Annotated in this window: 27 protein-coding genes; 13 read left to right on the forward strand and 14 right to left on the reverse strand. The window is 36.6% G+C overall.

Going from position 1 to position 23,913, the window contains the following annotated elements; translation table 11 throughout:
- Nucleotides 1–64: 64 nt before the first annotated feature.
- Entirely contained in the window at nucleotides 65–637 is a 573-nt protein-coding gene (locus V7124_RS09230) for an HTH-type transcriptional regulator Hpr (RefSeq protein WP_335488317.1), read from the forward strand.
- Here V7124_RS09230 and V7124_RS09235 read toward each other — a convergent pair.
- Nucleotides 632–970 carry a DUF1878 family protein gene (locus V7124_RS09235; RefSeq protein ID WP_335488320.1) on the reverse strand — a complete coding sequence of 113 codons (339 nt, stop codon included), beginning with the start codon at nucleotides 968–970 and terminating at the stop codon, nucleotides 632–634. The two genes, V7124_RS09230 and V7124_RS09235, sit on opposite strands and share 6 nt — an antisense overlap.
- Before the next feature lie 296 nt (nucleotides 971–1,266).
- On the opposite strand from V7124_RS09235, the gene V7124_RS09240 reads away from it, so the two are divergent.
- The gene (locus tag V7124_RS09240; protein ID WP_335411110.1) at nucleotides 1,267–1,449 is read left to right on the forward strand and encodes a hypothetical protein; all 183 of its coding nucleotides are present in this window, start codon (nucleotides 1,267–1,269) and stop codon (nucleotides 1,447–1,449) included.
- Nucleotides 1,450–1,532: 83 nt separating this feature from the next.
- On the opposite strand, the gene V7124_RS09245 is transcribed toward V7124_RS09240, so the two are convergent.
- Nucleotides 1,533–1,664 (reverse strand): YjcZ family sporulation protein, encoded by a 132-nt coding sequence (locus V7124_RS09245; RefSeq protein WP_335488323.1) that lies wholly within the window; start codon nucleotides 1,662–1,664, stop codon nucleotides 1,533–1,535.
- 16 nt (nucleotides 1,665–1,680) lie between these two features.
- Nucleotides 1,681–1,770 (reverse strand): YjcZ family sporulation protein, encoded by a 90-nt coding sequence (locus V7124_RS09250; RefSeq protein WP_335488327.1) that lies wholly within the window; start codon nucleotides 1,768–1,770, stop codon nucleotides 1,681–1,683.
- 325 nt (nucleotides 1,771–2,095) lie between these two features.
- Between V7124_RS09250 and V7124_RS09255 the strand changes: the two genes are divergently transcribed.
- Nucleotides 2,096–2,947: a peptidylprolyl isomerase gene (locus tag V7124_RS09255; protein WP_335488330.1), complete on the forward strand. Its 852-nt coding sequence runs from the start codon at nucleotides 2,096–2,098 to the stop codon at nucleotides 2,945–2,947.
- Between the two features lie 49 nt (nucleotides 2,948–2,996).
- Here V7124_RS09255 and V7124_RS09260 read toward each other — a convergent pair whose 3' ends face one another.
- The 6 genes from V7124_RS09260 to V7124_RS09285 all read right to left on the reverse strand — a co-directional run bounded on the left by V7124_RS09260 (nucleotide 2,997) and on the right by V7124_RS09285 (nucleotide 10,842).
- Nucleotides 2,997–3,185, reverse strand: coding sequence for a sporulation YhaL family protein (locus V7124_RS09260; RefSeq protein ID WP_335488332.1), 189 nt, complete (start codon nucleotides 3,183–3,185; stop codon nucleotides 2,997–2,999).
- Between the two features lie 108 nt (nucleotides 3,186–3,293).
- Nucleotides 3,294–4,238, reverse strand: a complete 945-nt coding sequence (gene yhaM / locus V7124_RS09265) for a 3'-5' exoribonuclease YhaM (protein WP_335488335.1) — start codon at nucleotides 4,236–4,238, stop codon at nucleotides 3,294–3,296.
- 41 nt (nucleotides 4,239–4,279) lie between these two features.
- A complete protein-coding gene (locus V7124_RS09270) occupies nucleotides 4,280–7,267 on the reverse strand; it encodes an ATP-binding protein (RefSeq protein ID WP_335488338.1) in 2,988 nt (995 codons plus the stop codon).
- A gap of 97 nt (nucleotides 7,268–7,364) precedes the next feature.
- Entirely contained in the window at nucleotides 7,365–8,582 is a 1,218-nt protein-coding gene (locus tag V7124_RS09275) for a metallophosphoesterase family protein (protein WP_335488341.1), read from the reverse strand.
- 114 nt (nucleotides 8,583–8,696) lie between these two features.
- Nucleotides 8,697–9,950, reverse strand: coding sequence for an ABC transporter permease (locus V7124_RS09280; RefSeq protein ID WP_335411125.1), 1,254 nt, complete (start codon nucleotides 9,948–9,950; stop codon nucleotides 8,697–8,699).
- Entirely contained in the window at nucleotides 9,943–10,842 is a 900-nt protein-coding gene (locus V7124_RS09285; RefSeq protein ID WP_335411128.1) for an ABC transporter ATP-binding protein, read from the reverse strand. Before V7124_RS09285 ends, V7124_RS09280 begins: the two co-directional genes overlap by 8 nt.
- A gap of 114 nt (nucleotides 10,843–10,956) precedes the next feature.
- Between V7124_RS09285 and V7124_RS09290 the strand changes: the two genes are divergently transcribed.
- Nucleotides 10,957–11,142, forward strand: a complete 186-nt coding sequence (locus V7124_RS09290) for a YhzD family protein (RefSeq protein WP_335411129.1) — start codon at nucleotides 10,957–10,959, stop codon at nucleotides 11,140–11,142.
- 43 nt (nucleotides 11,143–11,185) lie between these two features.
- Here V7124_RS09290 and V7124_RS09295 read toward each other — a convergent pair whose 3' ends face one another.
- From V7124_RS09295 to V7124_RS09310, 4 genes are all read right to left on the reverse strand, one after another.
- Nucleotides 11,186–11,977 carry an enoyl-CoA hydratase gene (locus V7124_RS09295; protein WP_335488344.1) on the reverse strand — a complete coding sequence of 264 codons (792 nt, stop codon included), beginning with the start codon at nucleotides 11,975–11,977 and terminating at the stop codon, nucleotides 11,186–11,188.
- A gap of 180 nt (nucleotides 11,978–12,157) precedes the next feature.
- Nucleotides 12,158–13,774 (reverse strand): long-chain fatty acid--CoA ligase, encoded by a 1,617-nt coding sequence (locus V7124_RS09300; protein ID WP_335411132.1) that lies wholly within the window; start codon nucleotides 13,772–13,774, stop codon nucleotides 12,158–12,160.
- A 188-nt stretch (nucleotides 13,775–13,962) separates the two neighbouring features.
- Nucleotides 13,963–14,832 carry a Cof-type HAD-IIB family hydrolase gene (locus tag V7124_RS09305; protein WP_335411134.1) on the reverse strand — a complete coding sequence of 290 codons (870 nt, stop codon included), beginning with the start codon at nucleotides 14,830–14,832 and terminating at the stop codon, nucleotides 13,963–13,965.
- Nucleotides 14,833–14,956: 124 nt separating this feature from the next.
- Nucleotides 14,957–15,304, reverse strand: coding sequence for a YlbF family regulator (locus V7124_RS09310; RefSeq protein ID WP_335411136.1), 348 nt, complete (start codon nucleotides 15,302–15,304; stop codon nucleotides 14,957–14,959).
- 202 nt (nucleotides 15,305–15,506) lie between these two features.
- Here V7124_RS09310 and V7124_RS09315 point away from each other — a divergent pair, with 202 nt between their 5' ends.
- The 8 genes from V7124_RS09315 to V7124_RS09350 all read left to right on the forward strand — a co-directional run bounded on the left by V7124_RS09315 (nucleotide 15,507) and on the right by V7124_RS09350 (nucleotide 23,059).
- Complete coding sequence (locus V7124_RS09315; RefSeq protein WP_335488347.1) at nucleotides 15,507–16,844, forward strand: YheC/YheD family endospore coat-associated protein; 1,338 nt, start codon at nucleotides 15,507–15,509, stop codon at nucleotides 16,842–16,844.
- On the forward strand, nucleotides 16,845–17,948 hold the full coding sequence (locus V7124_RS09320; protein ID WP_335488350.1) for a YheC/YheD family endospore coat-associated protein: 1,104 nt from the start codon (nucleotides 16,845–16,847) through the stop codon (nucleotides 17,946–17,948).
- Complete coding sequence (locus tag V7124_RS09325) at nucleotides 17,926–19,293, forward strand: YheC/YheD family endospore coat-associated protein (RefSeq protein ID WP_335411142.1); 1,368 nt, start codon at nucleotides 17,926–17,928, stop codon at nucleotides 19,291–19,293. The genes V7124_RS09320 and V7124_RS09325 overlap by 23 nt, the downstream gene beginning before the upstream one ends.
- A complete protein-coding gene (locus V7124_RS09330; protein WP_335488353.1) occupies nucleotides 19,287–20,348 on the forward strand; it encodes a YheC/YheD family endospore coat-associated protein in 1,062 nt (353 codons plus the stop codon). Before V7124_RS09325 ends, V7124_RS09330 begins: the two co-directional genes overlap by 7 nt.
- 77 nt (nucleotides 20,349–20,425) lie before the next feature.
- Nucleotides 20,426–20,635, forward strand: coding sequence for a YheE family protein (locus tag V7124_RS09335; protein WP_335488356.1), 210 nt, complete (start codon nucleotides 20,426–20,428; stop codon nucleotides 20,633–20,635).
- A gap of 55 nt (nucleotides 20,636–20,690) precedes the next feature.
- Entirely contained in the window at nucleotides 20,691–20,873 is a 183-nt protein-coding gene (locus V7124_RS09340; protein ID WP_335411147.1) for a hypothetical protein, read from the forward strand.
- Nucleotides 20,874–20,963: 90 nt separating this feature from the next.
- The gene (locus tag V7124_RS09345; RefSeq protein WP_335488359.1) at nucleotides 20,964–21,860 is read left to right on the forward strand and encodes a PucR family transcriptional regulator; all 897 of its coding nucleotides are present in this window, start codon (nucleotides 20,964–20,966) and stop codon (nucleotides 21,858–21,860) included.
- Nucleotides 21,861–21,949: 89 nt separating this feature from the next.
- Complete coding sequence (locus tag V7124_RS09350; protein ID WP_335411151.1) at nucleotides 21,950–23,059, forward strand: ABC transporter ATP-binding protein; 1,110 nt, start codon at nucleotides 21,950–21,952, stop codon at nucleotides 23,057–23,059.
- Between the two features lie 39 nt (nucleotides 23,060–23,098).
- On the opposite strand, the gene V7124_RS09355 is transcribed toward V7124_RS09350, so the two are convergent.
- Entirely contained in the window at nucleotides 23,099–23,341 is a 243-nt protein-coding gene (locus tag V7124_RS09355; protein ID WP_335411153.1) for a hypothetical protein, read from the reverse strand.
- Nucleotides 23,342–23,706: 365 nt separating this feature from the next.
- Between V7124_RS09355 and V7124_RS09360 the strand changes: the two genes are divergently transcribed.
- Nucleotides 23,707–23,913: an alpha/beta-type small acid-soluble spore protein gene (locus V7124_RS09360; protein ID WP_335411155.1), complete on the forward strand. Its 207-nt coding sequence runs from the start codon at nucleotides 23,707–23,709 to the stop codon at nucleotides 23,911–23,913.

Genomic DNA, 23,913 nt, shown 5'->3' on the forward strand with positions numbered 1-23,913 from the left:
TTATTAATTTTTATTTTATTGGCATAATGTTAATAGAGAAATAAAAAAGTAGGTGAAAATGGGGATGTCGGAGAAACAGTATTCAATGAAAGAAGCGATGCTATTCAGTCAACGGATTGCACAATTAAGTAAAGCTTTGTGGAAATCGATTGAGAAGGATTGGCAGCAATGGATTAAGCCTTATGATTTAAATATTAATGAACATCATATCCTTTGGATTGCATACCATTTAAATGGGGCCTCTATTTCGGATGTGGCAAAGTTTGGCGTCATGCACGTCTCAACAGCATTTAATTTTTCGAAAAAGTTAGAAGAAAGAGGTTTGTTAACATTTTCAAAAAAAGAGAACGACAAGCGTAATACGTATATTCAACTCACCCCAGACGGTGAAGATATCTTTCTTAGAATAATGGAATCCTATCATCCAACTGGCAATGCTGCCTACACTGGTGCCTTGCCATTAAGGGATTTATATGGGAAGTTTCCCGATATAATTGAAATGATGGCAATTGTTCGTAATATTTATGGTGATGATTTCATGGAAATCTTTGAGCGTTCCTTTCAAAATATTGAAACAGAATTTAACGAAGAAGAAGGAAAGCTTAAAAAGTCAGAGAAAACAGAACAAGAACTATAGACATTTAGTAAACTCAATAAATAGAGGTACGTGTAGGTGTTGTTTTAAACATGATTGAATTACTTCCTTCACATCAAGTTTTGCTGGTAAAGAATTTAAAAACTCAATGAAAAGCGGTTGAAAATGAATAAACCCTTCCGCTTTTTGTTCTTCCATTTTTATGTTCAAGCCCTCACAAAGTTTGTTGAATGCCTGAACTTCGTGTTCAGATATCCCATTTTCAATTACTAGTCTATAGAATTCAAGATTGGGTGCTGACAACAACTTCAGGAGTAACCTTTGATGGTATTCTAGGAGTTTAACTCTAGAAGCTAATTCAACATTGCTATCCATATACATCGACCTCCGACACTGCATTACATTACATTTCCTATCCTATATTATTCACCTTTTTAAGTCAGAGATAAACCCTTTTCTAAGGCTCTTTTCTTAAACTGTGTTGCTTTTTGTAATAAGTATAAATGATTATGCTGGTTTTCGCGAAAAAGCAGCATAAATTTAATAAGAAAAGAGTTTTAAAAAAATTCCCAATTTTCCCCTACTTTTCTACCAGTCCTTTTAACTATCTTTTTTCGTGAATTTTTGATAATGTAATAACATATAAACGAACATCAGGGAGGGAATCGTTGATGATCTCCATTTCTTTCATTGTTTTGGCCATCTTTATTTTGTTTTATATAAACAAAATGACCAATTCCCTTTGTATGCAAAAGGATATTCCAGAGGAACGTCAGCATAAAGTATTTCGCACAATCAATGTACTTGTCACAATATTACTGATATCATCCTATGTCGAAATCTTGTATACATAGGTTTAACTTCATGTACTCTGTCACGTACAAAAAATAAAAGCGATGAGAAGTTTCTCATCGCTTTTAAATGTTTTTTTTGCAATTTAGAGCCAGGAAGCCCCAATAATTATTAACAAGATGAAAAGAACTACGATTAACGCAAATCCTCCACCGTGGAATCCAGCACCAGACACACAATTCTCCCCTTCCTTAAATGGTAAAGCTGCTGTCTGCATCAGATGTTTCCCTTAATTAAAACCAAGATGCTCCAACAATAACTAAAAGAATGAATAGGACTACAATCAATGCAAATCCTGCTCCGTAACCGTGTCCACCACTCATCGTAATACCTCCTTTATAACTTACTACGTTATACTATTCAATCTATATTCATTTCGACTAGGCACTTACCTTATTTTCTAAAGAAAAGGTCCAACTTTTTTCTTTTAGATAGCAATCCATTCACTGAGCATAGTAGAAGATGGTTGAGTAGCTTTAATTTTTTCTTTCATGTTATCGTATGTACAAAATTCGAATTCGTATTAGGTAATTGCCCAGTATTCGATAAACAATTACGCAGAATTTTTTTGCAGTGGTTACCATTTATGTTATAGTATACTTTGTGGACAAAAACCCACAAGAATTTACTGTTTAGGAGAGGTTCCTCATGAAAAAATGGATGTTAGCCCTTACATTAGCTGGCGGGGTTATTACCTTAAGCGCATGTAATCAGAGCGGCGGTTCGACTGTGGTTGAAAGTAACGCTGGAGATATTACACAGGATGAACTATACGAAGCAATGAAGGAAAAGGTTGGTGCACAGGCACTACAACAGCTTGTATATGAAAAAGTCCTTTCCGAGAAGTATAATGTTACTGATAAAGAATTGGATGCTAAGATTGATGAATTAAAAAAGCAGTTAGGTGAAAACTTTGAAGCTGCCCTTTTGCAGTATGGTTACGCGAATGAGGAAGACTTTAAAGAAACGATGAAACTAGGTATGATGCAAGAAAAGGCAGGTTTGAAAAACATTACAGAAAAAGAGCTAAAGGAAGCTTATGAAAACTATAAGCCTGAAATCAAGGCTCGTCATATTCTGGTTGCTGATGAAAAAACGGCATTAGAAGTGAAACAGAAGCTTGATGCTGGAGAAAAATTTGAAGATGTAAGCAATACTTACTCTACAGATACAGCAGCAAAAGAGGCCGGTGGCGACCTTGGCTGGTTTGGAGCTACAGCTCAAATGGATCCTTCCTTTTTAAAAGCAGCATTTGCTCTTAAAGTAAATGAAATTAGCGGGCCAGTTCAGTCGCAATTTGGTTATCATATTATTCAAGTAACAGAGCAAAAAGAGAAAGAATCTTATGATAAAATGAAAGATCAGTTGAAAAGCGAATTATTAACAACTGAAAAAATAAATGCAGTGATGCAAAAAGAAATTAAAGAGGCAAAAGTAAAAATAAGTGATAAAGACTTAAAAGGCGCACTTGATCCACAAGCATCAGCTGCTCATCAATAAATTGAATTACTAATAAAAACAGAAGGGACACATGATCCCTTCTGTTTGTTTATTCTGCGGTAACTCTGTCACCCTCGCGTCGTTCTTTTTCTTCTTCAAGGCGTGTTAAATATATCTCCCCCTCTTTTTCAATATTCTCCATCTCTAACAAACGTTCTTCTCTGCCTGTTTTGATGGCCATCAAGGCACTTATAATAATACCAACCACGACTGCATATACCCAAATAGGAATAGTCACTTATTTATGCTCCCTTTCATTAGTGGTTGTCCACTTTTTTATTACAACATATTCGATTTATAGATATATATTCATAGGGTGAAAAAAAAATAACCCAGGTGGGTTATTTTATTTATGAAATATTGGTTTATAGAATGAACGGTTATCTAAAGCATACACCCGTTCCGTGAATTCACCAGGTTTCACCCTTTCTAATGCACGATCAAGCATGTTCATTTTCGCATCAAGATTATCGATATAATGAAGAATTTCAGCTTCTCTTATAAGCGGAGGCTTGGGGCTGCCCCACTCAGCCTTGCCGTGATGACTTAAAACAAGGTGTTGGAGAATTAAAACCTCCTCACCAGCAATCCCTAGTTCTTCAGCAGCTTTGCCTATTTCATTTACCATAATCGTAATGTGACCAAGTAAATTTCCTTCAACCGTATAAACTGTTGAAATCGGGCCCGATAATTCCACCACTTTTCCCATATCATGCAATATTACACCTGCATAAAGTAAGTCCTTATCTAAACTAGGGTAAAGTGTGGCAATCGACTTGGCTAGATCGAGCATGCTGACTACGTGGTAGACTAGACCTGAAACAAACTCATGATGATTTTTTGTTGCTGCAGGATACTCTAAAAACGCTTTGTGATGTTTTTTCATTAAGTGACGTGTAATTCTTTGGATGTTAGGGTTTTTCATATCAAAGATATATTGTGTCAGTTTACTAGTCATTTCTTCTTGGGTTAATGGTGCAGTCTCAAGAAAATCCTCTAATTTCACGGTATCATTTAGACCGGTTCTTCGGATTTGGCGAATCTTCAACTGGCTTTTCCCACGATAGTTATGAATATCCCCGATAATTTTAACGATTTTTTGTGCAGTATAGTTCTTTTCATCCTCTTCATTTGCGTCCCAGAGTTTTGCTTCAATTTCACCACTCTGATCTTGAAGGATAAGCGTTAAGAATGGCTTCCCATTACTTGCAATCCCTTTTGTGGCGCTCTTAATAAGTAAATACAGATCCACCTGCACTCCAAAATCATAATCTAGAATTCCTTTATTCATCTTTTTCTCCCCTTCCGATAGTAAGAGTATACCATTCTCTATCAAATTACCTCGACATTACTTTTGTGAAGATATTGGATATTTTCTGGTTGAAAATATGGAAGTAAATGTGTGTGACAGGTAAAAAATAAGATTTGATTAAACTTTAACGTTTTTAACAGCTCAATCACCATTTTGGTACGATTAGCGTCAAAGTTTACGAAGCTATCATCAATAATAATTGGGAAGCAGTACTTTTCATATAGTGTAGTCGCAAGCGCCAGTCTAATAGAAACGTATACTTGCTCAGCAGTTGCTTGGCTTAACTCATTTGCTTCAAATAAGGTATGGTCACTTCTTTCAATAAGAAATCCGATTCCTGACTTCTGCAAATGAATCCGCTGATACTGCTTATTTGTAAGAAAGGATAAGTATTCTTCCGCTTTTGCCAGCATTCGAGGCAAATGAACGGTTTTATACTTCTCGACCGTTTGTGATAATATGTTCTGTGCTAAACTATAAACGGACCATTCTTTGGCAGCTTCTTCTAACTCAAACTTTTTCTGTTTATAGTAGTGAAGTAACTCGGAGTATGATCCTCCCTCTTCGAGAACCTGGATCTGATAGTTTAAGGAAGCTTGTTGCTCTTGTATTTCAATGAGCCTAGATGATAAAGTTTCTATATCACCATGATAATGGTTTAGTTGTTCATCCACATTATGAATTTGTAACAACCTTTCCTGCTCCATTTCCTTTAGGGAAGAATATTGTAACTGTTTATTTATATCTGCAAGCCTTTCGATAAGCTTCAGCTTCTTTTCAACCTTTTTACCCAGCTGATAAAACTCCTCTTCATCTTCTACGTTGGCTTCGTCTAGGAGCTTTGTCCTCTCCGAAATTAGATGGACTTGTTCCTGCTTAATTTGGTAAAGGTCTGCTTCTAGATCATCAAGCTTTCCCTGTTTTTCATCACTTTTAATTAATTTCACTTGTTCTTCTTTTAGTTTATTCCTTAATAGATAAGCTGTTTGTGACAGGTCAGACCCTTGATCGGCTAGATATTTTTTTGAATAGGTTGAGAGTTTTTCAGTTATACTCGCTTGTTCAAGTTTAATATTTTCTATCCTTGCTAGTACATGTTTCTTCTCTCTTCCTACCAGTTTAAACTGTTCAATTAGCTGAAATGCTTCAAAGAAAAAGGAGTTTGCGATGTAAGCAGGGATGCTAAGTTCACTGCTTAATTTTAGTATTATCTCCTTATTTTCTTCCTCTTCGATTTCCAAGTTCTTAAGTTTCCCGATTATCTTCTCATATTGTGATTGCTGCTGTTCGAGCTTTATTTTAAGTAATTGTACCTGCTCTTTCACACGATTATCATGAGTTAATTTTTCTTGAATGGCTGGGATGTTACTATTTTCAAGTGCATCAACTAGTTGAATTAACTTTTTTTCCTTTTCTAACAACTGACTTAGAGCTTTGTTAATCTCCGACTCATTTTTTCGATCCAAAGTTTTACTAATGAAAATACCACTAAGAATGCTTCCTACTACACCCATTACCGCTAAAACCCATTGTTGAGTATACAATCCATACAAAGCTAAAACTAGCAAGATCGCTCCTATTGTAAGAAATTGCATCTTTTTTTGTTTGTTTATTTTAGTGTCCTGTTTATTAGAATATCGATAATACTCAATTTTGTCTTGAACAGCATTTAATTCGATTTCAATCTTTCTTTTTTCATTTTCATTACTGACTTCCTTCTCAAGCTTGGCTCTTTCATGAGGTGATATCGCTTGAGTTTCAGCAAAATGAACTTTTGCTTCTAACTCCTCTAAAGAAACTCTTTCTTCGCGAAATTTCTCCTCAAGCTCCTGTTTTACTTCTATAAGCTTTTGCTTTTTCCGGGATACCTGTTCCACTTGATTTTTCATATAAATATTTGTATTAATGTTTAAGACTTCTTCTTCCTCTAAAGGTAAGTGTAATCTTTCGTTAATAATTGAGATTTTCTCTTCTAAATCAACCAATTTTAATTCACATTGCTGTTTTTCTAAAGTCAACTGCTCGTAAATAGGGACCTGCTCTAAAGCAGCAAGAAGCTGAGACTCTTCTTCAAGAATTTGCTTATCCGGCTGTATAGCTGCTATTTCATTTTTTATTAGAGAGATTCTTTCCATTAAACTTGAAATCTGTGCATTGTATGGATAAATTAACTGATTTACCTTATCTAATCGCTCGACTCCTCTAGCAGGGAATGGACTCTCACCTAATGAATCGATTTCGGTTCTTATCCACCTCTCCTCTTTTACAAGCTCATTGATTTTCTGCCATTCATTAAATTTATCTACCTCAGCTTTTACCTCGTGCAGCGAATTACTTATATACTTAATTTCATTATTGAGTCTTTCTTTTTCTCTGTTTAATTCTTCGTATTCTTGATTTTTGGCTGCTGCTTTTTTCAGATCATCGCTAAGCTCGTGAATGACTTTTAGTTTTTCATTTACGACTGGTTTCTTACCGCTAGGCTTAAAACGTGCTTCTAATTCCTTTTGAAGTTCTACCTCAGTTTTCGCTAACGTTTCCGTTCCGAGTGTACCAGTAGAAAATAAAAACTTGCCCAAATCTTCGCCCTTCATTTGGTGGATGTTTTGCAGTCCATGTAGATTAAATGAAAAAATGGCTTGAAATAATCCTTTTTCCATATTTCCGAGCAGCTGTTTAAGCAGGGTTTCATCACCTATCGTTCCATCCTCTAACGAAATGGTAACATCACCAGCAGCCTTCCCTTTAACCCTTTCAATGGTTACTAGTCCGTACTGTTCAAAAAATATTCTCAGCTTACCGCCGTAACTTGACCCGTTTTTGGGCTCATACCGCAGTTCCGATGATTGCTTTGTTGGAAATCCAAATAAAATGCTATGAATAAATGCCATAATCGTTGATTTTCCTGCTTCATTTTCTCCAAAGAACGCATGAAAATTAGATAAATCCTTAATAACAACATTATTTAAATGACCAAAGCCATATATATGTATCTCTTGGATTTTCAAGTAATCATCTCCCTTCTATTAAGGCTCTTTTCTTAAACTTTGTTGATTTTAATAACAAAAATTAATAAATTTTCTGTGTCTTTGCAGAAAACAGCCTTTATTGATACAATAGCCCAATTAATAGCTTTTCAGCTTTTTCAATTAATTCCTTCTGTTCACTTTCAGATAAACTTTCTAAATATCTGCGTCCTAGTTGATGCTCGTACAATGGTGCTACTGCAGCTTCTAGATTTTGAAAGTCATCAATTGTTTCAAAAAGCTCTGTATAAAAATCGGCCTCATTCATTAGAAGTTTTCGATCTAACAGCTGTTTATTCTGAATGTTTATATCAACAATCCAAACAAATGAGTCTTCATCTTTTTCATAATCTAAAAGTAAATCCAACAATTCCGCATCTAAGAGTTTTTGTTCTTGAAAATTATCCAATTGGACATTTTTTAAGTTCAAGGTGAGCAGTGTTCCAACTCCAGCTTTGCGCAAACGTTCGATTGTTTGCTGGCATAAATGAAAAATTTCTTGAAAATTATTTGCGGTCGCAGTATCGATAGAAATTTCATCCCAGACAACGTCCGATGTTGCTACAAATTCCTTTTTGGTTTCGATTTCATTCAACGTAACATGGTAACATCCTTTAATCCCTAATTCCTTCTTATTTCGTCCTTGCGTGTTTCCTGGATAGATGATCAGAGGACTTTCAGATAATATTGAACGTTTATGGATATGCCCCAATGCCCAATAATCAAATTGTTTTTCATGAAGATCCTTGATTGAGAAGGGAGCGTAATTATCATGGTCCGTTCCACCACCTTCATTGCCGTGAAGAATGCCGATATGAAAATCCGCTGGATCAATTTTTTGATAGTCCTCTATTCTTTTATCAAGAACATGTCGCTTTTGATAACTAAATCCATATAAATGTACAGTTTCACCGCGTTTTGTATTCAATCTTTTCATTTCAAGATTACTGCCAAAAACATGAACGTTCTCAGGCATATCAAGATGGACCCATGAGCCATTTAAATGATCATGGTTGCCGTGGATCACATATACAGGGATATTATTTTGTAAGAGTTTTTGCATTTGATTACGAAAGCGTGATTGAGCCCGTAAGCTTCTATCTTCACCATCATATAAATCACCAGCAAGTATGACAAAATCAACGGTGTGGTCAATCGCTGCAGCTGTCAGCTTTTCTAAAGCCGCGAACGTACTCTCTCTCACTCTCGAAAGGATGTTAGCAGGTAAATGCTTTAAGCCAACCATAGGGCTGTCCAAATGCAGGTCCGCAGCATGAATAAATGATATCTGTTTCATAATAAAGCTCCATTCAGTGAGTTTTCTTCATTGTACCATCCCAAAAAACCGAATGCACGTTCTGAATGTTATTTTTAAAAAAAGCTTTGCCAATTTTGACAAAGCCCCGCACAATTATTCTTTTTTTGTTAATTGTAAAGCCTTTTTAATATCCTTAAAGGAATTTGACTTGCCATACATGAGTACTCCACCACGGTAGACACGGGCACCAAAGATAGCTAAGAAAGTAATTGTAGCCAAGAGGATAACTATTCCTAATATCGCTTCCCAAACTGGAATGGTCAGCATGCCTACACGTAAAAACATAATCATTGGTGTAAAAAATGGTATATAAGAGGTAATCACAATAAATGGCGAATCAGGTGTGCCAAGACCAAACATCGCAATCATAAATCCTGCCACCACAAGTAATGTCATAGGTGTAATCATTTGTTGAACATCCTCAATCCTGCTGACTAACGAACCCAAAAAGGCAGCAAGGGTTGCATAGAGGAAATAGCCAAGGATAAAAAATATTACAGCGTAAGCAATTGTCGATAGCGAGATATTTCCAAAGCCAAAGTCATCAAAAAAACCACCCTCTAAAGAAGCCAAATTACGTTTTATTGAGTAATAACCTACTGATAGTAGCACTGCGAGCTGTGTTAAGCTTAAAAGACCAATACCTAGTATTTTTGCAAACATCTGTTTGATCGGTGATACACTTGAAATCAAGATTTCCATCACCCGGGAAGACTTTTCTGTTGCCACTTCCATTGCTATCATATTGGCATACATAATAACGGCAAAATAGATGATAAAAAGCAGGACATAAACAAGTCCTCTAGCTTGATTTAATTCTTCTTCCGTTTTAGCATTCTTTTCAAGAGCTATTTTTTCAAAGGAAACAGGCTCATATAACTGTTGCAGCTGGGCGCCTGTTAGATTAATTTGTGAAGCTGCCATCATTGTTTTTAACTGCTGCAGTCCTGCCTGGAGATCTGAATACAATGCAGAATCAGCTACACCCATTGCCTTATATGTAGCTTCCGGCAGTTGTCTATCATCAAAACGCAACTGCACGACCCCTGAATATGCTCCATCTTCAACTGCTTGTTCAGCATCTTGTTCAGAGCCATCAAATTGTGAAAGCTGAAGGTCTTTATTTAAAGCACTAATCTGTTCTTTTAGTGGTTCATATAGCTGACCTGTTTCATCTAATACAGCTACTTTCTCCTTACCACCCGTGTTATCAAAAATTTCAATAATATTATTCATATTGGTTAAAGCCAAGGTGATTACTACGGTCATTAATGTTGTGACGATAAATGATTTTGTTTTAAATTTATTCATATAGGTATGGAATAAAATAATCCAAAACTTATTCATAGGAGTCACCAACTTTCTCGATAAAAATATCATTTAAAGAAGGCTCTTCTAATGCAAATTTCCTAATGAATCCTTTATTCACAATATCTTTAAGGATTTTTTCAGCAACATATTCCCCATCAATTTGTAGGTGAATTCCCTCCATCGTTGTCCTCGTCTTACGAACACCAGGATAATTTTTCAGAGAATCCAATGGAAAGTCTGCATGAATAACCAGGTTCTTTTTACCAAAGGCTTGTTTTATTTCTCTCAAAGAACCGTGTACAACCGTACTTCCTTTATGCATGATACAAACATGCTCACACATTTCTTCTACATGGTGCATCTGATGGCTTGAAAATACAATCGTGGATCCATTTTCCTTCAAGGAAAGAACCGCCTCTTTTAGCATTTCAACATTAATGGGGTCCAGCCCGCTGAATGGCTCATCAAGAATTAATAATTTGGGTTTATGTATAACCGCCGCAATAAATTGAATCTTTTGTTGGTTACCCTTTGAAAGCTCTTCTACTTTTTTATTCTCATATTCAGGAATTCTAAATCTTTCAAGCCAATTTTTCAATTCCGAAATGGCTTCACTTTTTGACATCCCTCGTAATCTAGCGAGGTAGACAATCTGATCTTTCACCTTTAACTTTGGGTAGAGACCTCTTTCCTCTGGTAGATAGCCCACTAGGTGACTTGTTGAGTAATTGATCGGCTGGTCATCCCAAGTAATTTTTCCATCACTTGAATCGAGGAGCCCTAAAATCATTCGGAAAGTCGTCGTTTTCCCTGCACCGTTTGCGCCTAAAAAACCAAACATTTCTTTTTCGGGTATCACAATGGATAAATCCTTGACAGCAGTAAACTCACCAAATCTTTTCGTTACATGCTCAAGTTTTAAAACCATACAAATTCCCCCTTTCAAATTTTTACTACGTATATCTTCTGGAAAAGTTTCACTTTTAAAATAGATAGAATTATGTAAATATTATAATATAACGATTGCGAAGTGGGGGATAATATGAAGACTTACAAACTAACTGCCTTTGAAGCAAATGGGGAAAAAATAGTAGACGAAGCTTTTCAGGCTGAACATGATGAGGAAGCAAAAGAAATAGCAGAAAAAATCTTATCAGAAAAGCAATTACTAGAGAAAACACATCGCTGCACCTCTCCAAGCGGCAAGCTATTGCTGTTTCATTCGTAGACATAAATGAGAAAAAGAAGCAGATTTGCTTCTTTTTTCTCATTTATTTTCCAATAAACCTCGGTGGTCTCTTCTCAATAAATGCACTAATTCCCTCTTGATGATCAAAAGTTCGGCGCATATTTAATTGTCCATGTTTTTCAAGTTCTAATAGTTTAAGCAATTGCGGTCTATTCATATCTGCTAATATTTTCTTTGTTTTGATCATCGCCTGTACAGGCCGGCTTAACCAATTAGCTACTCTGGCTTCAACCGCATCTTGGAGGTTTCCGTTGGCAATTTCCTGGATCAACCCCATTTCTAAGGCTTCCTGGGCATTCATCATTTTTCCTTCCCAAATGAGTTGCTTAGCCTTGATTTCTCCTAATCTTTTTTCTAAAAAGAAATGGGAACCACCGTCAGGGATTAAACCAATCCCAATAAAATTCATTGCTAATTTGCTGGTATTATCGGCAATGATGTGGTCAGTAGCCAATGCCAGACTGAAGCCAAGACCAGCAGCTGCGCCTGTTACAGCGCTAATAGTTAATTTTGGAATACTATAAAGCGTAATCATTAATTCACTAATATAATCCATAACAGGGAAGAACTCACTTTCGTTCAGGTCAGAAAGCATGGTTTTGATATCCCCACCTGCAGAAAACGCTCTACCACTCCCTGTTAAAACTACAACATCGATATCATCCGATTCAGCTATTTCTTTAAGGTTCCAGACTAATCCCCTTATCATGTCAACATCTAGTGCATTCAGTGCTTCCGGCCTATTCATTTCAACCGTTGCAACCCGGCCGGTCACTCTCACCTTAACTTTATCCGTTACAAAATTAATCGTCACCCCAAACGCCTCCCATAATCTTTATTCACATCCATTATAGCTTGAAATGAACATGAAAAAAATAAGTTTTCATAATAAATGGAATTTTCACTATTATCATTTGAAAAACTACATGCGAAAAGGACAAAGTGAAATGCACTTTGTCCTAAAACGAAGGGCATTCTCTTTGTCCTTATTAGCTTACTTCCTTAGTACTTCCTTTTGTACCTGATCACGGAGGGACATCTTTAAAAACTTCCCAACAGATGTCTTCGGTATTTCCTCCAAGAACAAGATTTCATCTGGCAGCCACCATTTGGCAAACTGCGGTTGTAAAAATTCTAGTAAAGCTTCTTTCTTCACCTTATCTTTATATCCTTCTTTTAAAACCACACAAGCAACAGGTCTCTCCTGCCACTGCTCATGTGGGACAGCAACCACCGCCGCTTCAAATACGGATTCATGGGCCATTAAAGCATTTTCTAAATCCACGGAAGATATCCACTCACCACCACTCTTAATCAAATCCTTCGTTCGGTCTACAATTTTTACAAACCCTTCCTCGTCAATTGTCACAACATCTCCTGTGTGAAGCCAGCCATCTTGAAAAGCGTCTAAAGTGCGTTCATCATTATAATACTCGGAAGCAATCCAAGGTCCCTTTATACAAAGTTCACCCATCTCTTTTCCATCCCAAGCAACCTCTCCATCTTTACCTAAAATTTTTATACTCAAGCCAGGAACTAAAACCCCTTGCTTTGCTCTAATTTCAAGTCTTTCCTCATATTCCAAATTCTCCTGATAGCTTTTTAAGGTTGAAATCACCACGAGCGGACTTGTTTCTGTCATACCATAGGCATGCATAAATGGAATGTTATGTCGTTGTTCAAATGCTTTAATCATCCCTTTCGGAGCTGCCGAACCGCCGCAAAGAACTCCTCTTAAACTACTAAGATCGTAAGAACCTTCATCAAGTTCTTTTAATAATCCAAGCCAAATGGTTGGAACACCTGCAGTAATCGTTACTTTTTCACTTTCGATAAGCTCTGCTATCAGTTTAGGAGTGAAATACGGACCTGGAAGTACAAGGGATGTCCCAAACCATACAGCAGAAAATGGCATCCCCCACGCATTGGCATGGAACATTGGCACAACTGGTAATGCAATATCTTTTTCACTTATGGCTGCACTATCTGCGAGACCTAACGCCATACTATGGAGAAAAATTCCTCTATGAGAGTATATGACTCCTTTTGGGTTTCCCGTCGTTGCAGAGGTATAGCACATCCCCGCTGGGTCGTTTTCTTCGATATCCTCAGGATATTGGTAATTCGGATTAGCTTCGGCTAATAAATCTTCATAATGATAGATTGGTGAGAGTGTGGTTTCTGGAAGTACCTCATCATCTGTCATAATCACATAGGCCTTAACACTTTTTAACTCAGATGAACATTTTTCAAGTAAAGGAATCAGATCAGGATCGACTAAGAGGACTTTATCTTCTGCGTGATTGATAATATAGGAAATATGCTGCGGAGAAAGACGGATATTAATCGTATGAAGAACAGCGCCGATACATGGAATGGCAAAATAGGCTTCCAGATGACGATGATGGTTCCAAGCGAGCGTTCCTACCCTATCACCTTTCTCTATTCCTAGTTTTTTCAGACTATCTGCAAGTCTCCTTGTCCTTTCACCGGTTTGTTTGTAGGTCATTCGATGAATACCACTTGATGTTCTAGAAATTACCTGCTTCTTAGGAAAATACTTTTCTGCTCTTTCAATCATCTGTGTCATAGTTAAAGGCGTTTGCATCATTGATAAAATCCCCCCTATTTGAAAGCGTTTTCAAATTATCGTATTCTATTGTCCTCTTAAATATTCGTCATGTTTAAAACATTTCCTCTATAAAGAACAATATTTTCCGAAAAAAATTCTCCTGTTAACAAGAATAATAGAAATCCAAAATAAAAAAAGACATCACCGTTTTACAGTGATGCCATCTATTAGTTTTTAATAATATTCATTTTCCTTAAAAACTCAATTGGCTGTTGTTTTCTAAAGTGTTCTTTAACCATATAGGCAACACCGTGCTCATTTTTCGATCTGGTCACCCAATCAGCTGCTTTTTTTACATCAAATTCAGCATTCCACATTGCAACGCCTAACCCTGCAGCCTGTATGGCTGGAATATCATCTAATCCATCGCCAATAACAACCATTTCCTTTAACTGGATACCAAATTGACTGCCAAGAAAAGTTAGACCCTTTAATTTTGAAACACCCGCTGGGACAATATCCAATCGCAATCGATCTAGTTGGATGGTCTCAATTTCTGTGAACATTTTTTCAATTGCCTTTTTAGCATCCTGAAGATCACTTTCATCTTCAAAATAGACCTCTATTTTTGGGGGAGTTACCGGTTGATCATGTAAGTATTCGCTTAGTGAAGTAACAAATTGCTGCGAATAAAAAACAGGATCACCTGATGTAAAAACAGTTTTTGCTAACAAATTATTATTTAACTTCAACCTATTTGCTAACGAGAATTGTTCATGCACGAGCCTAATTTGACATGGCATCCCTTCTAAGAAACGGATGGTATCATAGGTGACATTTTCGGTAATTCTTTGGACATAATTCTGTTTCTCATTCATGTTTGCAATATAAGCACCTTGATGAGTTATCAGCGGGTTTTTTATTTTTAATGCCCTTGCAACCTTTTTGGCTGAGGGAAAACTTCGTGATGTCATAAGTGTTACATATATCCCCTTTTGCTGAACATACTCAATGGCTTCCTTTGTTGACTTATGAATTTTCCCATTACTCTGTAATAGAGTTCCATCAATATTTAATGCAAGCAAGCGATAAATCATGACGTTGCCCCCTGTTCTTGGTGAAGTTACCCTTATATCACTTTTATGATTTTTCACCCAAATATAGAACAAGGCGTTAGAAAAGAAAAAACTTTCGGAATATCCGAAAGCTTTTGGTATCCTATTATAAATTTCCGTATAGTTCCTCTAAAGGCTTCATAATCACTTGGTTTAGCTCTCCGATAATCATGCTCATCCGCTGTTCCGCCTGCATGAGACGGGCTATTTTTTCATTTTGTTGGACAACCGCTACTGTTGCTTGCGCCTGCTGTACTTCCTGCTCTGATATTTCTTGCCCCATCATTTGTCTTTGTTGTAAATTCATTTGAATTTGGCGGAAGTTATCAAACATATTTTTTGAAACTGGGTCTGCATTAACTACCGTGTACATTTGCTGTAAATGTTTATATTCATCACTTTGACGAATAGCTTTTTCTAATGTGTAAGCTGCATCGTGTAAATTAACGGACATCAATCCCACTCCTTTTTAAAAATAATCTTACTAACTATAACAAACTATGTTGGTAATTGCGAGGATGTTCAAATCCCCTTAGCTATATTGAATCACCATCCAATGGGCGCTAACATACGATACCATATCAACGAATGCCTATATTTCAACCATATTCTCCGATAAATGAGGAGTGATTATGCCCCCTATCTCAATTGTACCTATGAAATCAGCTGATCGGACAGAAATTTATGTTCAAATGTCCTTGCAGCTATTTAAGCAGTTGCAGTTTGAAGCACGAGATATCAAGATTTGTATAGGAAAGATACTGGTGAAAGTAAACATACAAACTGTCGACATGGCTTCTAACGAAATACATTTTCCCAAACATTTATTTCAGTATTTCTGTTTACCCATTCAACAATATAAATTTCACTTCTATCTAAAAAAAGAAAACCACGTGCTTTTTTTGGGTCCAATCATCGGTTTAGTAACCGATTTTAAATATAAAGGGGATAATGAACCCCATTTTGGTTCCATTCACAGCTTTTGTGAAGAAATTCATCATGGCGTAAGTGAAAATGGTGGTTTTTTATATGTTTTTACCTATCCAGAATTTTCTACTCTAGGATATTTCTTTGACAGCGGGAAATGGAAGCCTGCACAACTTCCACATCCTGATGTTATATATAATCGGATCCATTCTCGAAGAGCAGAATTTAGTAACGAGTACCACTTATTTCGTCTCAGACTTGCAGAATTAAGTATCCCAATTTTTAATGATCGCTTTCTTTCTAAATGGGAGGTTCATGAACATTTAATCCTTGAAAATCATCTTCACCCCTTTATTCCAGAAACTAATATTTTCACAAAGGATCATCTATCAGCATTTTTAACAAAATATGAAACCATTTTTATAAAACCTGTACATGGCAGTCAAGGGAGAAACATATTCAAATTGGTAAAGGAACAAACCGGTTTTAAATTGGACTCTTCCTTTACATCGTACTCAGTGAACAAGGAAGTTATTCTGTCCTTTGAGGAAATTTATCAACACATAAAGCCATTATTGAACAATAGAATCTACATTATTCAACAGGGAATCCCCCTCCTTACCTATCAAGCTAGAGGAATGGACTATAGAGTACTATGTCATAAGAATAAACAAAACAACTGGATTGTTACCTCAGTCGTTGCCCGCATTTCTGCAGAAGATGAGTTTGTTTCTAATATAGCACGAGGCGGGGATATCATGTCCCCAATAAATGCTCTAAAAGATAACATAAGTATTCGCGATGCAAAGTTGCTTATTTCTCAAATGAAGGAATTGGCAATTGAAACAGCATTGATTATTGAAAGGAAGACTTCAGGAATAACTGGAGAGCTTGGGATCGACGTTGGAATTGACAAAGATGGTAAGCCTTGGCTAATAGAAGTCAATTCCAAACCATCAAAAAGCTTTGAAGATGGGCAAATGAAAATTAGACCGTCCGCCAAAGCAATAATACAATTTTGCACGAAGCTTGCATTTGACTCTACGGAAGAAACGGGGGATTTATAGATGAAAACCTTTGGAATCATGACCTTAAATATTGAAAGTGAAGCCTCTTATATTAATGAAATAGCTGCCCGAAGTCATCATTGTGGAATTGAATGTTTCCATTTTCTCCCTTCCTCTATTAATCCTCTCACTAAACTCGTTCTAGGGAGACGTTTTGATGCAAAAGAACAATGTTGGATTGATGCTGAGTTTCCAATTCCTTCTCTCATCTATGATCGCTGCTTTTATGGAGATGATAAACATTCAAAACAATGCATTCCCATTGTTTCTTGGTTAAAAAGTAGAGAAGATATTGTCTTTTTAGGCTTCGGACTGCCTAATAAATTAGAATTATATGAAACATTATCCAAATCTGGGTTGGCTCCGTATTTACCTCGTTCACAGGCAATTACGGATTGTAGAGAAGTTAACGATGCGTTAAACCGGCAGAAAAAGATCATTATTAAACCAATAAATGGCTCTCAAGGATACGGAATATATTATTTAAAGAAAAACGCCAAAACCATCCATGTCAAAACAGAAAAAAACAAGAAAATTATCTCAAGGATTTTCCCAAACGAGTCAAAGTTATTTCTATGGCTGCAAACGTTAATCAACTATCGGCCTTACCTTCTACAGCCCTATCTTGAATTATCTAATAGTGCTTCCCAGCCATTTGATATTAGAATTTTGCTCCAGAAGGATGAACATGGGCTTTGGGTTGAACGTGGAAAAGGAATTCGCCTCGGTAATACTGGTGGCATACTTTCAAACTTAAGTGCAGGAGGATCGGTCATCGACTTTACCTCCTGGGCATCTAGTTTATCTGAAACGAAAAGAGAATACATTAGTAATGAATTAAACTTTATTACAACCAATCTTCCAAAAATCCTTGAACAGGAAATTCTGCCATTATTTGAAATCGGTATCGATATCGGGGTAGCTAAGAATGGTGCTCTGTGGATTCTCGATGTTAATTCAAAACCAGGGAGAAAAGTCATTTTAAAAACACAGCCAGATTTACAAGAAACCTTATTCCTTGCCCCTCTGCTTTATGGAGACTACCTTGCTCAGACTGAAAATAAAGAAAGGAAGAGCTACTATGAGAAAACGTTATACCATTGAAGTTGCCGCATCTAGCAAATTAGTTGTTTATTGTCCTCAAGAGCTCTTACTGGATATGGAAATAAAAAAAATTGCCTTTGGCTCAAGGGCAATTGAGGTTGACTTTGTACCTCTTCCTAAAAATAAAAATATCATAGTAATTAGCAAAGAAATTCAAAAGCTCCTTCTATTTCCTGATTTTGCAATAAAAATGCATGTATTTGTTGATCATCAGGTTCTCACGATTGGGCCGCTTGTTGGAATTTTTACTGCTGGCTTCACTCCCTTTCCCATCCGTCCGATTGGTGAGAGAACTAACTTTTTTTCTAAACTGTTATCGGTAAAAACAAATGTGGGCGCTATACCTTTTGTGTTTGGAGAACAGCATATTAACTGGGAACAAGGTACGATCAACGGGTATTTCTATCATGATAACAATTGGCAGACCGTTGAAGTGCCATTTCCACACGTTATTTATGATCGACTGCCAAATCGTAAAAGTGAAAGAAACCCCAAGCTAGTTAAAGTGAAGGAAATTCTGCAAAAGGACTATCTTATTCCATGGTACAATCCCGGTTTTTTCAGTAAACTGGATATTTATGAAAGATTACATCAGGACCATTCAGTTTCATTTCTCCTTCCTGAGACCCATCCTTTTACATCCTTTTCTTTGATTGAAAACATGCTGTCGCAATATGGTCATATCTATATAAAACCAATAAACGGCAGTCTTGGGTTAGGTGTTCACCAAATCCTATATGATAGAACTCAAGACGAATATTACTGTCGCTATCAAGACCGTAAAGGTGTTAATCGTTTACAAAAATTCACCTCGTTAGAAGGATTGTTTCAGACTGTTTTTTCTAATCGCAATCTAGACAAAATGATTGTTCAGCAGGGAATTCACTTAATGCGGCATGAACAGAGGCCCATTGATTTTCGTATACACACAAATAAAGATAATAACGGAGAATGGCATGTCACTGCCTTGGCTGCTAAAATAGCTGGCCGGGGCAGCGTAACTACCCATACACGCAGCGGTGGGGAAATTAAAACAGTTGCAGAAATATTTCAACAGGAAGAATGTCATCTCTATACCGAAAAGCTCGAAAATGCTGCATTGCTATTAAGTAAAAGTATCGCCAATAATATGGAAGGTATTATAGCTGAAATTGGGTTTGATTTAGGTATAGATAAACATGGTGACATCTGGTTATTTGAAGCAAATTCAAAGCCTGGAAGATCCATTTTTAGTCACCCAGAATTGAAGGAGTTCGATCAGCTCAGCTGTAAGCTATCAATGGCATTTGCGGTTTTTTTAACCGAACAATCCATTCTTCATCCTGAGGAAGTTATCAAATGGTAGGAATCGTACAATGGTGTAAGGGAATGGCTCCTGTTATCGGAATTTTGACAGCCCGGAAAAAGGATGGCTCGATTGCTGGTAATGTTCCCCTTTTTATTGAACTGCAAAAAAAGCTTATTTCTCTAAATGGAATAAGCTTTATTTTTACAATAGACGGAGTCCATGACCATTCAATTGAGGGGTTCACTTATATTCCTGACAAAGATTTATGGGAAAGGATAACTGCTCCTTATCCCGACCTTGTATATAATAGAATTCCGTTCCGAAAAGCTGAAGAAGAGATAAAAAGCACTGCGTTTTTTTCTTGTCTACGAGATAAGAATATCCCCTTTTTCAATCCAGGTTTTATTGATAAATATGAGTTATATCAGCTCTTTAAAAACCATCCCATTCTTCATTCCTATATGCCTGTAACCATCACAGCCATTGATAAGCAAAAGCTTTCCTCCTTCCTAACAAAATTTCAAAGTATTTACTTAAAACCAGCACAGTCAGCTAGAGGAAATGGGATATTTAAATTAGTACTAGATACACACAAAAAGGTGCATTTTGAAGGATTAACAACAAGTGAGGAGTTCTTAACTTTTAACCATTTTTGGTTTGAGTGGGAAAACAAACTTAGGAAGAAAGACTATATAGCGCAGGAGGATATAAAATCAAGCCTTTATGATGGAAAACGGTTTGATTTTCGAATTCTTGCTCATGCAGAAAATGATCATTTTATTGTTACTGGAGTAGGAATCAGACAATCGCAGATCCAGCAAATTACCACGCATATTCCCACAGGGGGAAGGCTTTTACCATATGACCTTGTTCAGACAGTGGATCATGACCTATTTATTCACACCATAGTTGAACAAATTGGCAAAGCATTATCTGAAAAACTTGGCTTTTTTGGTGAATTTTCAATTGATGCTGGAGTTAGTCAATCAGGACAATACTATATTTATGAGGTAAACTCAAAACCAATGAGTTTTGATGAAAGTGAAATCGAAGAAAGAAAGATAGATCATCTCTGCCAGTTATTCCAGCAACTCACCGGAAATAAAACGTAACGTAAAATTTACTGGAATGTTATCAGTATATCTCGTAAGCTAGAAGTAACAATTAGCCTTTAAAGGAGAGCGAAAATATGCTGACACATTTTCAGTTTAAGCCTTTATATGAGAATAAGAATATTCCAGGGTGGAATTTTTCCTTTTACTATAAAAAACAACGATTTTCAGGGGTGTATCATCAAACTGGAAAAATTGAATGGACAGCTAATACCCCCGAACAGGATGAAATTGAAACCTTAACCAGCCAAATCCATGAGCTAATGCTATTCCATGTTTATGAATAAGGATTCCCCCGAATTCCACAAACTAACCTAAGATACATGAAAGGGGTTGAAAGTTGTGGAAAATAAAAAAGATGTTCAAGTAAATAAAGACTTACTGTTTGAAGGAAAAGACAAAGTCTACCTAGATATTGACCGAATGATAAATGAAGGAATGTCTGGGGGTTCCGTCCATTCCCGGCATGATTCAACAAATATCGAAGAAGCACGCGATCTTGTTGAAGAGGAACCTCCTCTATAAACAAGAATAGACTAACTCCTTATATATCAAGAGTTAGTCTTTTTTAATTATGTTATAATTAGCTAAATTACTTAAACGGAGACGTGAACCTTGTTTAAAAAAATAATGTCTTTATACGAAAATTCAATCCTATATTCGGAGCGACCACTACATGTTTCTGAACAATACTACATATTTTTTAATCAATCGGAGAAGCAGTGGCTTGCTATTCCAAAATCAAATCTAACAGAAAAAGAGTTAAACCTTCTGCAAATACTATACGAACAGGTGAACATCCCATCAAAGCATTCAGGCAAATGGTATGAATTTTTACTGGTAAATGGACCATTGCCAACAACAAGTACTGAAAGTAATTATCGGATCATTCAGTTTCATATTAAAGGGCATGTAGAGCAAGATGAAATTGAATCAGCGCTAAATGGGTTTTTCTCTGATGAAGTCCAATATATCTGGGAAGACAGCCAAAATGGATGTGTAATTGAAGAAAAAAAACAAATGTCTCTATCTGAAAGTGAGCTAGCTTCTATTTCCGATACGGTAGAAAGTGATCTTTACGTAAAAATTTCATTTTATATTGGAAAACTATTTCCTTTGTCTAACCAACTTCCTAACCAGTTCCGACAAGAAAAAGAATATTTTCAATTCGCAAAAAATCACCTTTCCGGTTCGAATATTTTCACTTTTGAAAAGGTATTTCTGCCATTAGTTGCTGCTAACCTCCCAGGACATATAAAAGAGAAGTTAAATAAAGACTTTTTAGAAGTATTTTTAGAAGATCCGGAATTGTACGTAACCATTAAGGTTTTTCTAGAAAATAACTTAAACGCTAGTATGACAGCCAAGAAATTGTATGTTCATCGAAACACCCTTCAATACCGTTTGGATAAGTTCATCGATAAAACAGGCGTTCAATTAAAAGATTTTTACGGGGCATTTACTGTATTTTTAGCGATACTATTATTCGAATATGACAATCTGCACAAATAATGAGTTGAGAACTTTGTGCAGTCTGCCCATACTGTTTGTAAACCCTTTCATGTAAACTGAAGTTAATCAAAACTTAGGAGGTTTACACAATGGCAGAATTAAAATTAGATCATATTTATAAAATTTACGATAATAAAGTTACGGCCGTTACAGACTTTAACCTACATATACAAGATAAGGAATTTATTGTATTCGTTGGTCCTTCTGGCTGCGGTAAATCAACAACTTTACGTATGGTTGCTGGACTTGAAGAAATTTCACAGGGTGACTTCTATATTGACGGAAAAAGAGTTAACGACGTAGCTCCTAAAGATCGTGATATCGCCATGGTTTTCCAAAACTATGCACTATATCCGCATATGACTGTGTATGATAATATGGCTTTCGGTTTAAAACTTCGTAAGTTTCCAAAGGATGAAATTGATCGTCGTGTAAATGATGCAGCAAAAATTCTAGGATTAGAAGCATACCTAAAAAGAAAACCAAAAGCATTATCTGGTGGTCAACGCCAGCGTGTTGCATTAGGACGTGCGATTGTCCGTGACGCAAAGGTATTCTTAATGGACGAGCCGCTTTCAAACCTTGACGCAAAACTTCGTGTAGCAATGCGCGCAGAAATTGCAAAGCTTCACCGCCGTTTAAACACAACTACTATTTACGTAACACATGACCAAACAGAAGCGATGACAATGGCTTCAAGGCTTGTCGTTATGAAAGATGGTCTAATTCAACAAGTAGGAACTCCAAAAGAAGTTTACGAAAAGCCTGAAAATGTATTCGTTGGTGGTTTTATTGGATCACCAGCAATGAACTTCTTTAACGGAAAGCTTGAAGATGGCAAGTTTGTTGCAGGAAAAACAGTTATCGCAGTACCTGAAGGTAAAATGAAAGTTCTTCGTGAGCAAGGTTATGTTGGAAAATCAATTATCCTTGGAGTTCGCCCAGAAGACATCCATGATGAGCCTGTATTTATTGAAGCTTCTGCAGGTACAAAAATTACCACGAATGTTGATGTAGCTGAATTAACTGGTGCTGAATTAATGGTTTACTCAAGTGTTGATGGTCAAGACTTCGTAGCACGCCTTGATTCAAGAGCTGACATTCACCCTGGAGATGCGCTTGATTTAGCATTTGATTTAAACAAAGCTCATTTCTTTGATGTAGAAACTGAGTCCCGCATTCGCGCAACAAATGAATAATTGTCTTAGCCAAAAGGTCCCGTGTTTCGGGATCTTTTTTTATTCTTTAATAAATATTACTTCATCTTTCTGACAGGATGGACATGTAAATAGGTGCGGGCATTTTTTGCCGGAGTGGGTGTCTGGATAACCATCCTCCATCTTCATTAAATCGATTTCCATGTATGGACTATAATCATCATAGAAATCCATTAATCTTCCGCTGTCCTGCATTTGTACCCCACAGTGTGTACATAGAAAAAATACTTCACGTAAACCGTTGCATATTGGGCATATTGACATTTATATTCACCCTTTTTTTGTTGTTAATGGTTAGTTTACGTTACTAACCGTTCACTATGTAATGGAATAAATTACTAAATAAATAATCGAATAAGCTGTCTATTTTTAATCATAATAAATATTACAAAGCAAGCAACAACTTACATCGATGGGTTACCAAGTGAAAAGAAAATCTCTTTTCGCAACTAAGGGTCATAAGCCGGTGCAAGTCCGGCTAACCCAGCCACCCAAAGGAAAGTAGGAAACATCTCCACCACCTAATAATTTTTAAGATGGGTTAGGCCAAGGTGGCAATGGTTTATCTTAACCATAATGGTTCAATTCCATGCTGACCCCAAATTTATTAAGAGGAGTGTTATTCAACTATGGCTAGTAACAACAACTCTAATCAACTTTTAGTACCTGGAGTGGAGCAAGCACTTCAACAAATGAAGTATGAAATTGCAACAGAATTTGGTGTACAACTTGGTGCAGATACTACTTCACGTGCCAACGGTTCTGTCGGAGGAGAAATCACAAAGCGTCTTGTTGCAATGGCTGAATCACAACTTGGCGGCGGATTCCAACGCTAA

It is taken from the genome of Neobacillus niacini (genome assembly GCF_036961885.1).
Taxonomy (GTDB): Bacteria; Bacillota; Bacilli; order Bacillales; family Cytobacillaceae; genus Neobacillus; species Neobacillus niacini_H.